This is a genomic window from Rossellomorea sp. DUT-2 (genome assembly GCF_052665285.1).
Window position 1 is genome coordinate 1047055 of record NZ_JBQPEO010000001.1, and the last position, 13743, is coordinate 1060797.

11 protein-coding genes are annotated in these 13743 nt (G+C 41.5%); 10 read left to right on the plus strand and 1 reads right to left on the minus strand.

What is annotated here, in order from left to right; all coding sequences use genetic code 11:
- Window positions 1–159: 159 nt before the first annotated feature.
- Complete coding sequence (plsY, locus tag ACOSV2_RS05275) at window positions 160–741, minus strand: glycerol-3-phosphate 1-O-acyltransferase PlsY (RefSeq protein ID WP_113967866.1); 582 nt, start codon at window positions 739–741, stop codon at window positions 160–162.
- Window positions 742–940: 199 nt separating this feature from the next.
- On the opposite strand from plsY, the gene ACOSV2_RS05280 reads away from it, so the two are divergent.
- From ACOSV2_RS05280 to ACOSV2_RS05325, 10 genes are all read left to right on the plus strand, one after another.
- Complete coding sequence (locus ACOSV2_RS05280; RefSeq protein WP_428974212.1) at window positions 941–2239, plus strand: purine/pyrimidine permease; 1299 nt, start codon at window positions 941–943, stop codon at window positions 2237–2239.
- A gap of 176 nt (window positions 2240–2415) precedes the next feature.
- Window positions 2416–3393 carry an ABC transporter ATP-binding protein gene (locus tag ACOSV2_RS05285; RefSeq protein ID WP_428974213.1) on the plus strand — a complete coding sequence of 326 codons (978 nt, stop codon included), beginning with the start codon at window positions 2416–2418 and terminating at the stop codon, window positions 3391–3393.
- On the plus strand, window positions 3390–4046 hold the full coding sequence (locus ACOSV2_RS05290) for an ABC transporter permease (protein WP_428974214.1): 657 nt from the start codon (window positions 3390–3392) through the stop codon (window positions 4044–4046). Before ACOSV2_RS05285 ends, ACOSV2_RS05290 begins: the two co-directional genes overlap by 4 nt.
- Before the next feature lie 23 nt (window positions 4047–4069).
- Window positions 4070–4969, plus strand: coding sequence for an ABC transporter substrate-binding protein (locus tag ACOSV2_RS05295; protein ID WP_428974215.1), 900 nt, complete (start codon window positions 4070–4072; stop codon window positions 4967–4969).
- Window positions 4970–5156: 187 nt separating this feature from the next.
- Window positions 5157–5564 (plus strand): CoA-binding protein, encoded by a 408-nt coding sequence (locus ACOSV2_RS05300; protein WP_113967870.1) that lies wholly within the window; start codon window positions 5157–5159, stop codon window positions 5562–5564.
- 297 nt (window positions 5565–5861) lie between these two features.
- Window positions 5862–7832, plus strand: a complete 1971-nt coding sequence (gene parE / locus ACOSV2_RS05305; RefSeq protein ID WP_428974216.1) for a DNA topoisomerase IV subunit B — start codon at window positions 5862–5864, stop codon at window positions 7830–7832.
- Window positions 7833–7835: 3 nt separating this feature from the next.
- Window positions 7836–10274, plus strand: coding sequence for a DNA topoisomerase IV subunit A (gene parC / locus ACOSV2_RS05310; protein ID WP_428974217.1), 2439 nt, complete (start codon window positions 7836–7838; stop codon window positions 10272–10274).
- A 255-nt stretch (window positions 10275–10529) separates the two neighbouring features.
- Window positions 10530–11957 (plus strand): alanine/glycine:cation symporter family protein, encoded by a 1428-nt coding sequence (locus tag ACOSV2_RS05315; protein WP_397551332.1) that lies wholly within the window; start codon window positions 10530–10532, stop codon window positions 11955–11957.
- A gap of 151 nt (window positions 11958–12108) precedes the next feature.
- Complete coding sequence (locus ACOSV2_RS05320; protein ID WP_428974218.1) at window positions 12109–12876, plus strand: hypothetical protein; 768 nt, start codon at window positions 12109–12111, stop codon at window positions 12874–12876.
- 66 nt (window positions 12877–12942) lie between these two features.
- Window positions 12943–13401, plus strand: a complete 459-nt coding sequence (locus tag ACOSV2_RS05325) for a staygreen family protein (RefSeq protein ID WP_397551330.1) — start codon at window positions 12943–12945, stop codon at window positions 13399–13401.
- Window positions 13402–13743: the final 342 nt, after the last annotated feature.

Sequence of the window (13743 nt, forward strand, 5' to 3'; positions counted from 1 at the left end):
ATCAATATGTTGTTTACCTTTTGATATCCATCATCTTTCTCAAACGAATGGAAGGGTATACCTATTTGATTGAATTAAAGCCATAAAAAAAAGCCACCTCTGCAGCCAGAAACTCTCCTATAGAATAAGGAGGAGCCTGTTGCTTAGGTCGCTTTTTTACTAGAGCCACTTGATTTTAGGTTCCGTTTTATTTTTGATGCGGGTAATATTCGCACGATGTCTGTAAACAACGAAAATGGTCAGGATTCCTACGACAATAATGAGTGGAATATCTCCTGTGAAGATCGAGTACGTAAAGGCGAGCACCGCTGCTATCATAGAAGAGAGTGATACATACTTGGTTGCATACAAGCAAATGAAAAAGACAGCCAATAAAATTAAAAATAAGATGTAATTATAGCCTAGAAGAACACCCGCAGAGGTTGCTACTGCTTTTCCTCCTCTAAAGTTTGCAAACACGGGATACATATGACCAATCACAGCAAATACGCCTGCCAATAACATATGTACATCACTTGCAAATAGCAATGGTAAGAGAGTGGCTATCGTTCCTTTTAAAATATCCATGATTGTGACAATCATCCCGGCCTTCACACCCAAGGTTCTGAACGTATTGGTTCCGCCAAGGTTTCCACTTCCATGCTCACGGATGTCTTTTCCGTAGAACGTCTTCCCAATCAGTAATCCTGAAGGGATGGAGCCTAATAAATAAGCTAATACAAGTATAAGGGCAAAAATCATCATCACTGCTCCTTTTAAAATAACTAATCCGTTCTTATTTTAACATGTTTTCCATAGGATGGGGAGAAAATAAACGAAAAAATTAGTACCTGTTCATAAAAGTAGATAATATCTTTTATTCCTCATAAATCTGATTCACAAGGAGGGAAGTATGTTAAAATAGACACACTTTACATAGTTGAAATGAAGGTGTACACATATGCAATTATTTTTATCGGGCTTTCAATGGGTGGCCTTTATGGTTGCAGGCTCAATCGCAGCTCCTATTGCCATAGCTGACCTGTTTCAATTGTCTCCGGCAGATACGGCAGGGTTCATTCAGAGGACCATCTTTGTGTTAGGAGCCGCCAGTCTTATCCAGGCATTGGCTGGTCATAAACTTCCCATTAATGAAGGACCCGCCGGACTGTGGTGGGGGGTTTTCGCCATCTATGCAGGTTTTTCAGGAACCCTGTACAGCAGTCACGAAGAAGTGCTGACCGTTTTACAGGGGGGGATGATTGTTAGTGGTGTGATTTTCTTTATTCTGTCTGCAACAGGACTATTAAAGAAGTTATCAACTTTATTTACACCCGCGATAACATTTGTTTACTTAATGCTATTGATTCTCCAATTAAGCGGATCTTTTATCAAAGGGATGTTCGGGATACAACACGATGGACAATCTCTTCAACCGTTTGTCTTATTAGGAAGTATCCTAACCATCCTTTTGGCATTATACTTTTCAGGTCATAAACGAAAGTGGATCCAACAATACTCCATTATTCTTGCCCTACTATCGGGGTGGCTAGTCTTCATTCTCATGGGATTGGGTGAAAGCGTGACTGTTTCTGACAGCTGGTTTTCACTACCGGATGTGTTCGTCTTTGGAGCACCTGTATTCGATACAGGAGTCATTGTGACATCCATCTTCATTACATTCTTGTTAACGACCAATATGATTGCTTCCATTCGAGTGATGGAAGAGGTTATGAAGGCAAAGGGACAGCCCACATATGAAAGATATACGAAGAGCGGCTTTGCTTCGGGATTGAATCAGCTGTTCGGTGGAGTATTCTCAGCCATTGGTTCTGTACCCATTTCCGGGTCTGCCGGTTTTGTTACCGCTACAGGGATGTATTCCATTATTCCCTTTATCCTTGGAAGTGCGCTCATTATGATCATCAGTTTGATCCCGAAAGTGATGAATCTATTCGCAAGTCTTCCGGCTCCAGTTGGCTATGCCGTTACCACGGTCATCTTCATCAAAATGGTCGGGCTTGCTCTCGGAGAGTACAGAAAAGAAGATAACGTCGAAAGAATCCATTTTGTCGCCGGCATTTCTCTCATTGTAGGGGTAGGAGCCATGTTTGTGCCCCCGTCCGCTTTTAAAGACATGCCTGTAGTGGTTGCCTCCATTTTAAACAACGGTTTGATACTCGGAACCATCACAGGAATCATCGTAGAACAATATATTCTGTTAAAGAACAAACAACACCCTGAAGCCGGCAGACAATAGTTTGCCGGCTTTTTAATGTCTTGTACAGCCAAGAAGTATCTTGTATGAGGAATCCACATTATTCATAAACTAAGGCCACAAAGGCAATTCCCTGGACAACATGTTTACCTTTTGTATAATGAGGGTATCCCTTCTATGTTTAGAAAAATTTCTCAGTTCATAAAGCAGGTGGAAAAATGATTGAATTTAAGAATGTCACGAAAGTCTACGAAGATGGTACAGAAGCCATAAAGGGTATTAACCTGACGATTTCAAAAGGAAAGCTTGTTGCCTTGATCGGGCCTAGCGGATGTGGAAAAACGACCACGATGAAAATGATCAATAAGCTCATTTCACCTTCCAGTGGAACGATTCTGATTAATGGTAATGATACATCAAAAACCGATGAAGTGGAGCTCAGGCGTAATATCGGCTATGTCATACAGCGTATCGGATTGCTTCCCCACATGACAATTGAAGAGAATATCAGCCTGATTCCACGTTTAAAAGGATGGAAGAAGGAACAATATGAAGGCCGTGTAGATGAGCTTCTAAATCTTGTCGGACTAGATCCTGAAGTATATCGTAAACGATACCCGCTTGAGCTCAGCGGAGGACAACAACAACGGGTGGGCGTCATTCGTGCCCTGGCAGCTGAGCCACCTATCATACTAATGGATGAACCCTTCAGTGCCCTCGACCCGATCAGCCGGGAGCAGCTTCAAGATGAATTGAAAAGCATACAAAATACGATACATAAGACGATTGTCTTTGTCACACATGATATTGACGAAGCGTTAAAGATCGCAGATGAGATTGCAGTGATGCGTGATGGAGAAATTGAACAGATCGCTACACCATCAGAGCTTTTGTCCCAACCTGCAAATGAATTCGTTCGGGCATTTATCGGTGAGGACCGCCTGAACGCCCGACAAACTCAGATTCAAGTAATCGACATGATGGAAGACAACACAAATTATGTGCACTATGAAGAATCGGAATATACTTCAATCCCTTATGACGCAACGGTCCAAGAAGCGGCAAGAGTAATACTTGAGGCTGGAAAACCCTATCTCATGGTGACTAAAGACGGCCAAAAGCTAGGAAGCGTCACGGCCAGCGGGATTCTTCGTGCAGTAGCCTCAGAAGGGAAAAAGGAGGCACGTTCGGTATGAATACATTTTCACTAGTGTTTATCAACACCATTTCAAATCGCTCGGACGCCATCTTAAACGGATTATTTGAGCATCTGTACTTATCATTCGTATCCATTTTCATAGCGATTGCCATCTCTTTGCCGCTGGGTATATACATATCACGAAAAAAGCAAACAGCTGAATTCTACATCGGAATAACAGCCATTTTCCAAACCATCCCCAGCTTAGCACTATTTGGTTTCCTCATTCCCCTATTGGGTACAGGCAGTATCACAGCGATTATTGCCCTGACCGTATATGCACTCTTACCGATTCTCAGGAACACGTACACAGGGATCATCGGTGTTGATGAGGGAGTCATAGAAGCCGGCAGAGGGATGGGGATGACAAACTCACAGCTGCTGTTTAAAGTGGAGCTTCCTCTCGCACTGCCGTTCATTATGGCGGGTATCAGAACCGCAACTGTCTTAACGGTGGGAGTCGCGACGCTTGCAACCTTTGTAGGCGCGGGGGGACTAGGTGATCTCATTTACCGGGGGCTATCCACCTGGAATAATTCTTTAGTACTTGCAGGGGCCATTCCTGCTGCCTTACTTGCACTTTCTTTCGACTTTTTATTAAAGCTTCTTGAAAGAATGACAACACCTAAAGGATTAAAAGCACGGAAATAAAGCACATTCAAAGGAGAGTAAGAATGAAAAAGATATTAAAACCATTTATATTATTAATTGCCCTATCCTTCGTGATCGCAGGTTGCGGAAACGGTGGGGGGAAAGACACCATTACGGTTTCAGGCAAGATGTGGACTGAACAGTTTATATTAACACAAATGATGGCTGAACTTCTCAAAGAGAAAACAGACCTGGATGTTAAAGTGGAAGAAGGACTGGGGGAAGTATCGATTTTGACACCCGCTCTTGAAAAAGGCGACATCGACGTATATATCGAGTACACAGGAACCGGACTCGAAGCGGTGTTAAAAGAGCAGGCGAAGGAAGGGGCTACAGCTGAAGAAATTCTATCTCAAGTCCGTAAAGGATACGAAGAAAAGTTCAATGTGACATGGTTAAAGCCACTGGGATTCGAGAACACGTATACCCTTGCTTATACTCAAGATCAGGACTTTGATGCCAAAACGTTCTCTGACCTTGTTCCCCTTTCGAAAGATTTAAGCTTTGGAGCGCCGCATCAATTCTACGAACGTGAAGGTGATGGGTACGATGCATTTGCCGAGGCCTACGGTTACGAATTCAAAGCGAAAGAAAGCTTTGACCCGAACATTATGTATGAAGCAGTGAAGAACGGAGATGTAGATATTATTCCGGCCTTTACAACCGATGGAAGAATACAACGTTACAATCTGAAAACGACAACCGACGACAAAGGATTCTTCCCACCATATGATGCCGCTCCTATCATCCGTCAAGAAGTTCTGGAAGAGCATCCTGAAGTAGAAGAAGTCCTGAATGAATTAGCAGGACAAATCTCTGAGGAAGAGATGAGTGAGATGAATGCCAAGGTGGATATGGATAAACAAGATCCTAAAGACGTAGCGCGTGAATTTCTCCTATCCAAGGGATTAATTGAAGAGTAAAATTTTTAAGAAGTGTCAGATGGATAAAGGAGTAGCAACATCCCTTATCCATCTGACACTTCATTCTGTTAAGGTATATTTATAAAATTTTGATAAATTAGAGGGAAATATGGTATAAAAGAAGAATAGGACTTAAGGAACAGTTTAAAGAATGAATGAAGGAACGATGAAGGAGTTGTAATCATCTATGGAAAACCCATCCCGACAAGAAATTGGAAGCATCCTTAAACAATCAAAACGCATTGCCGTGATTGGATTAAGTGACAATCCTGCACGAACATCTTATATGGTATCAAAAGCGATGCAGGATCAAGGTTATGAGATTATTCCTGTAAATCCAACCATTGACACCGCATTGGGCGTTAAAGCGGTATCTTCTCTTAAGGAGATTGAAGGACCGATTGACATTGTCAATGTATTTCGCCGCTCAGAATTTTTGCCACAGATCGCGGAGGAATTTGATGAAATCGATTCTAACGTGTTTTGGGCGCAACAAGGTGTAATGAATGAAGAGGCTTATCGCTTTTTGAAAGAACGTGGGTATACAGTCATTATGGATCGCTGTATTAAGGTTGAACATGCTTTAACCAAATAACTCTCACTCGTAACAAGCGGCTCTTACCGCTTGTTTTTTTTTGGATGGGCTTGTCTACTTTCATTATTAAAAAATCCGGTCCATACACAAGAAAACAGTCCGATATCAGAGCCGTTCAAGGAAATTACATTTGCGAAAATCAAATAAAACGCTACAATAAGCAATAGTGGTTTACCTCAGAAATGATCAAAACAGGTAAACGAACAAATGTTCTTGTGTTATAGTTAACATATACATAACCAATACTACCGTACAAGCACTATATACGGTTAGAGAAGTTTTGAAAGGGGAATGTTCGTGGCCAACCAGAATAAGACCATGGATTACAATGATGATGCCATTCAAGTATTAGAAGGCTTAGAAGCCGTTCGTAAGAGACCTGGAATGTATATAGGTTCTACAGATTCAAGAGGATTGCATCATTTAGTATACGAAATTGTCGATAATTCGGTGGATGAAGCATTAGCTGGCTTCGGAAATGAGATTATTGTTACAATACATAAGGATAATAGCATCTCTGTCCAGGATAAAGGACGCGGGATGCCTACTGGAATGCATAAGCTTGGTAAGCCCACTCCTGAAGTCATCTTGACTGTGCTGCACGCAGGAGGCAAATTCGGACAAGGCGGGTACAAGACCAGTGGCGGATTGCATGGTGTAGGTGCCTCAGTCGTAAATGCCCTATCTGAATGGCTTGTGGTGACGATTGAAAGAGATGGAACGAAGTATGAACAGCGTTTCACAAAAGGTGGAAAACCGGAAACCACTCTTGAGAAAATAGGTAAAACAAAAAAATCCGGAACGTGTATCCATTTCAAACCTGATCCGGAGATTTTCAGTAATATCCTCTATAATTATGAAACGATATGTGAGCGTCTAAGGGAATCTGCATTCCTTCTTAAAGGATTAAAAATAGAAATCATTGATGAGCGTCATGATCAGAAGGAAGTCTTTCACTTTGAGAGCGGGATCCAGGCCTTTGTTCAATACTTAAACGAAGAAAAAGATGCGCTTCATAATGTAGCTTTCTTTGAAGGTGAAAATCATACAATCGAAGTGGAGTTCGCCTTTCAATTTAATGACGGGTTCTCTGAAAACATACTGTCATTTGTAAACAATGTTCGTACCAAAGACGGAGGTACCCACGAAGCCGGAGCAAAGACAGCCATGACCCGTGTCTTTAATGAGTACGCCCGAAAAGTTGGGATTCTAAAAGATCGGGACAAAAATCTTGAAGGGACCGACATTCGTGAAGGGCTGGCCAGTATCGTTTCTGTACGTATACCAGAACATCTCCTTCAATTTGAGGGGCAGACGAAAGGAAAGCTTGGTACGAGTGAAGCACGTTCAGCTGTGGATGCAGTTGTTTCGGAGCACCTTCTATATTTCTTAGAAGAAAATCCCGATACAAGCTCCCTTCTTATTAAAAAATCCATTAAAGCCGCCCAAGCCAGGGAAGCGGCACGTAAGGCAAGGGAAGATGCGCGTAACGGAAAGAAACGAAAGCGATCTGAAACCGTTCTATCTGGTAAATTAACACCTGCTCAATCGAGAAATCCTCAGCGCAACGAGCTCTATCTCGTGGAGGGGGATTCTGCGGGAGGTTCAGCGAAACAAGGTCGTGATCGTAAATTCCAAGCGATTCTTCCACTTAGGGGGAAAGTCATCAATACGGAAAAAGCCAAGCTTCAGGATATCTTCAAAAACGAAGAAATCAACACCATCATACATGCGATCGGTGGCGGAGTCGGTCCGGAATTCAACGTCGGCGACATCAATTATGACAAAATTGTCATCATGACCGATGCCGATACGGATGGAGCCCATATCCAGGTTCTGCTATTAACCTTCTTCTATCGCTACATGAAACCATTATTAGAAGCAGGGAAAGTTTATATTGCACTTCCTCCTCTCTACAAAGTAAGCAAAGGGACAGGAAAGAAACAAAAGCTTGAATACGCATGGACGGATGAAGAGCTTCAAGGAGCCATTTCTAAAGTTGGTAAAGGCTATATGATCCAGCGCTATAAAGGTCTTGGAGAAATGAACGCCGATCAGCTGTGGGAAACGACGATGGATCCTGAAACACGTGCACTGATCCGTGTCCGCATTGATGATGCTGCCCGGGCTGAGCGTCGCGTGACGACTCTTATGGGAGATAAAGTAGAGCCGCGCCGTAAATGGATTGAAAGCAATGTAGCTTTTGGTTTAGAAGAAGAAGGAAGTATTCTTGAAAATGAAAACATTACGGTCGCAGAGGAGGGGTAATACATGACAACTGTAGAAAGATATCAAGACTTACCTCTGGAAGAGGTACTTGGCGACCGATTTGGACGTTATAGTAAATACATTATCCAAGAGCGTGCATTACCTGATGCACGTGACGGGTTAAAGCCCGTACAAAGACGTATCCTTTACGCCATGTACGTGGATGGAAACACCCAGGAAAAAGGGTTCCGGAAATCAGCGAAAACCGTGGGTAATGTTATTGGTAACTATCATCCACATGGTGATACATCTGTGTATGATGCCATGGTGCGTATGAGTCAAACGTGGAAAGTGCGTAAATATTTAGTCGAGATGCACGGAAATAACGGAAGCATCGACGGAGATCCGCCAGCTGCCATGCGTTATACAGAGGCTCGTCTTTCTGCCATCTCCATGGAGCTCTTGCGTGATATCGATAAAAAAACCGTGGACTTTATCCCGAATTTTGATGATACATCCAGTGAACCAACTGTTTTGCCTTCACGTTTTCCGAACCTTCTAGTCAACGGATCCACTGGTATCTCAGCAGGATATGCAACTGACATTCCACCTCATCACCTTGATGAAGTCATTGATGCGACAATCATGCGTATGGAAAAGCCACAAAGCACTGTGGATGAATTAATGACGGTCATAAAAGGACCTGATTTTCCAACAGGTGGCATCATTCAAGGGGTAGACGGCATCAAAAAAGCCTACGAAACCGGAAAAGGAAAAGTGGTTGTTCGTGGAAAAGCTGATATTGAAAACATCCGTGGAAGCAAACAGCAGATCGTCATAACGGAAATTCCTTATGAGGTAAACAAAGCGAACCTCGTCAAGAAAATGGATGAATTCCGTGTAGATCGCAAAGTGGAAGGAATTGCAGAAGTTCGTGATGAAACAGACCGCGATGGAATGCGCATTGTCATTGAGTTAAAGAAAGATGCAGATGCTACTGGCGTCTTACACTACCTCTATAAAAACAGTGATCTTCAAATCGCCTATAACTTTAATATGGTTGCGATACATAACCGTCGTCCTAAACTAATGGGACTGCGTGAACTATTGGATGCTTATATTCACCATCAAAAAGAAGTAGTGACAAACCGTACCAGACATGATCTAAATAAGGCGAAGGATCGCCAGCATATTGTCGAAGGTTTAATGAAAGCTCTGTCAATATTAGATCAAGTGATAGCAACGATTCGTGCTTCGAAAGACAAACGTGATGCGAAGGATAATTTAATTCAGCAATTTCAATTTACTGAAGCACAGTCAGAAGCAATCGTCAGCCTGCAACTATACCGCTTAACGAATACAGACATTACCGCACTGCAGGCAGAAGCTGAAGAATTAGCGAAAACGATTGCTGAGTTAACGGCTATCCTGGAAAGTGAAAACAAACTTTACAGTGTAATCAAAAAAGAATTAAAAGGCATTAAAAAGCAGTTCTCTGATGCTCGCCGCACTAAAATTGAGGATGAGATTGAAGAAATTAAAATCAACCTTGAAGTACTGATCGCCAGTGAGGATGTCATGGTTACCGTTACCCGTGATGGTTACATGAAACGAACAAGTCTACGTTCGTATTCTGCTTCAAACGGGCAGGATCTCGCCATGAAAGAAACAGACAGGCTCCTAGGTCAGTATGAGATGAATACGACGGATGTACTGTTAGTCTTTACGAACAAAGGGAATTACATTTATTGCCCTGTACATGAACTTCCGGATATTCGCTGGAAAGACCTTGGTCAGCACGTTGGAAACATCGTGCCGATTGATCGCGATGAACAGGTTCTAAAAGCGATTCCGATTAGAGAATTTTATCCATCCCATTATTTATTATTTGTAACGAAGAATGGAATGATCAAGAGATCTGAGCTTCCCCAGTACAAAGCACAACGATACTCCCGTCCTCTTGTAGGAATTAATTTAAAAGGAGACGATCAGCTGGTAGATGTACACTTAACCGATGGTTCCTATGACATTTTCATCGCTACAAATCTAAGCTATGGTCTTTGGTTTTCCGAGGAAGACGTGAACATCGTCGGACCACGTGCAGCTGGTGTAAAAGGGATTAACCTTAAAGATGAAGATTATGTTGTATCTGGTAAGATCATTAAAGACCCAGTGAAGGATTATATTTTCTTAGCAACCCAGCGAGGGGCAGTAAAGAAAATGAAATTAGCCGAATTTGAAAAGACATCCCGTGCCAAACGTGGAGTCATCATGCTGCGGGAATTGAAATCAAACCCACATCGTGTGGTAAGAATAGAAGTGGTTAAAGATACAGATAAGGTAGGCCTGATCACGAAAAAGGGAAAAACAGAAGAAGTGCTCCTTTCAGACCTTAGACCAAATGACCGTTACTCGAATGGATCATTTGTAATTGATGAAGGAGTTAGCGGATCTGTTTGTGAAACGTGGGCAGAATCACTACTACCTGAAACAAAAGAATAGCAACTCAAAGAAACGATCAGAAACATTTCTGGTCGTTTTTATTTACGGAAGACGAATAATATATGTATATTCATTCAACATTGTTGTACAATACCCGTGAAAAATTGTACAACAATTAATATTATTTCAAAAAGGTGAATTTATCAGTTGAATAGGCATTTATTTTTTGATAGATTAAGAAAGTGTCTGAATGGGTATACATACATAGATTCATACATTATTTGTCATAAATACAAACATCTAGGGGGAACAATTATGGATTTATTCACAAGTATAATAGGCAGCTTGAATGATTTTATGTGGTCATACATACTGATTGTGGCGCTTATCGGCCTTGGTTTATATTTCTCATTACGAACTAAATTCGCACAATTCCGTTACTTAGGAGAAATGGGAAGATTATTAACAGATAAAACCACGATTTCAGCAGAAGGAAAACGAGGCATTTCTTCCTTCCAGGCTTTCACGATCAGTACCGCATCCCGTGTCGGTACAGGTAACCTGGCTGGGGTTGCAACAGCGATTGCCGGCGGTGGACCGGGGGCTGTGTTCTGGATGTGGCTGATTGCCCTTCTAGGAGGTGCGACAAGCTTCGTGGAGAGTACACTTGCTCAAATCTATAAAGTGAAAGACGGAAAAGACGGCTACCGAGGTGGCCCTGCTTACTATATGGAAAAGGGATTGAATGCCCGTTGGATGGGAATCCTGTTTGCCGTTATCATTACATTCTGTTTCGGTCTTGTATTTAACTCGGTCCAATCCAATACGATTTCTCTTGCCATGGAAGAAGCGTATTCATTTGACCGTATGACAGTAGGAATCATTCTAGCGGTTCTAACAGCACTTGTTATTTTCGGTGGGGTAAAAAGAATCGCCAGTGTAACTCAAATTGTCGTTCCAGTAATGGCCGTTCTTTATTTGATTTTAGCCTTCTTTATTCTTATTACGAACATTACCATGCTGCCAAATATGTTTGTGATCATTTTTGAAAATGCATTTGGTATTCGTGAAGTGGCAAGTGGCGGAGTAGGGGCAGCCATCATGATGGGTATCAAACGCGGTTTATTCTCAAATGAAGCCGGTATGGGTAGTGCCCCAAACGCAGCGGCATCTGCGGGTGTCACTCACCCCGTTAAACAAGGACTTATTCAAACTCTTGGTGTGTTCACTGATACACTGCTTATCTGTACAGCAACTGCCTTCATGATCATCCTGTCTGACCAATACACAACAGGGATCGATGGCATTCAGCTGACGCAGGCAGCCTTAAGTTTCCATGTAGGGGAATGGGCAGATACATTTGTCGCTGTCGCTATATTCTTATTCGCCTTCAGTTCAATTATCGGAAACTACTACTACGGGGAAACCAATATCGAGTTTATCAAATACAGCCCGATCACTCTATTCATCTACCGAATGGCCGTTATCGGCATGGTGATTTTCGGAGCGGTTGTCAAACTGGATATTGTATGGAGCCTGGCAGATTTATTTATGGGTCTAATGGCAATCATCAACTTAATTGCGATCACGTTATTAGCTAAAATCGCGATATCTGCACTAAAAGATTACCGAGAACAAAAGAGACAAGGTAAGGATCCTGTTTTCTACTCCAACTCTATTAAAGGGTTAAAAGGAATTGAGAGCTGGGAAGCAAAACCTGAAACGACAACAGAACCAAAATAATAGGAAAGTGGACCAACCTTTTTGATGGGTTGGTCTTTTTTAACTTGTTTGATGTTAAGTAAGATAAAAAAGAATCGATAATCATTACATAGATTTTCCTTCTTTGGTGAAAATAAAAGTGAATCATTTTTTCTAACGAGGAGAGAGAATCATGAGAAAAGAATTACTATTTGCTTTCGGTGCTTTCTTTGTTATGTCCCTTAATGCCATTGCAGGAAACTTTTCCACTGAACCACTGGAAAAACAGCCTGTGAATGAAATGACTGTCAATGTGTATAAAAAAGATGTAACCGGCGATGGTAAAAAGGATATGATTACGCTTAAGGCGGTTCCATTTTCTCCTGATGCCCTATTTCTGAAACAAATTTGGGCGGATATTAAAACGTCTGAAGGCAGTGAGATTCGAATTGATTATGAAGGTGGCTATGAGCCGAAAATCCAATTCGTTGATTTAAATCATGATGGAATAAAGGATATGCTGTACTCATCAGCTACAGGAGGAAGCGGTGGACTCTATAATGTAGCGCTCCATACGTTAGCAGATAATAAACTGGTTGATATTGGATTACCTGAACCCTTAACGATTCAAGCTCAGTTTGAAGATGACTACCAAGCTTCTATTTCATTTGTGGATACAAATCAATCCTACACAGTCGATTTACGTGACCGAAAAGAAGACTATGATCGATTGGGGATATACACGGACGGAACCTTAAATGAACCTATGGAATTAATGGTTTTACCGTATGCATTTTTTGAGCCAACGAAAATAATCGGCAAACCTGGTAAGGGATTAAAAGGTTATCAGCAAATAAGCGGTGCCTATAAGGCAGATGGAATCGGAACGGCCACATCTTATTGGTATTACGAAAATGATCAATGGAACCTGATTAAGATCAAGTGGAAAGCAAATAAGTAGCGGAACCGTTTCTAGGCTTTTATCATACTCTGTTGTAAGCCCATTTTTTGTAAAGGAGGCTTACACATGAGTGAATTCAAGCCTGAAAAGCTAACTGTCACGTATTTACCACCAGCTTCAATCTTCAATCCCATTGATAATCGAAAATACACATTAACTCATTCTGATACGACGGGTGAACTATTTTTAAGCGTTGGTTGTCACTTTGATTTGGAGAAGATCAATGCCTCTATGAGGGACGAAGTGTTAGGAGAATGGAGAAGAGACCTTGGTCAATACACTCTTGCAGGAACCGTGTATGTGAGTGGGGGAGAATTTGATCAACAGCTTTCCAACGTACGGTTTATGATCTTCAAAAAAGAGTTGCCATTGGCATTAGCAGCAATGGTGAACGGTGATAAAGGATTCTACACGTACTATCCCTGGCTTTTGGATGCACCCATCATCATCTGCTTTGAATCTGTATTCCCGGAATATCAGCAAACGCTTTATTTCGGGACACCAAGACAATATTTATTGAAATAGTGCTTAGGCATAAAGAGGTTTAATCTGAACTCTTTATGCCTTTTCTTTATGTATCCTGAAGTCATTTATAAAGAAGAGGGGCAGTGATAGGTATAATTTGATCGGGGTTAAGTAAGTTGGGTTGAATATTTTAGTAAAGGAAAAAAAAGACGGCAGACAAAAAGTCTCATCAGGGAATGTTATGTAAACTAATAAACAACTATGAACGCAGCAGCAAACAAATGGTATGAAAAGATACTTATAAGAATTAAGGAACAAAACCGTGTTAAAATCAACTAAATAAATTATCAGATAATAAGATGGGAAATTCGTTAAAATCTACAAATCCAAATCAAATTTGAT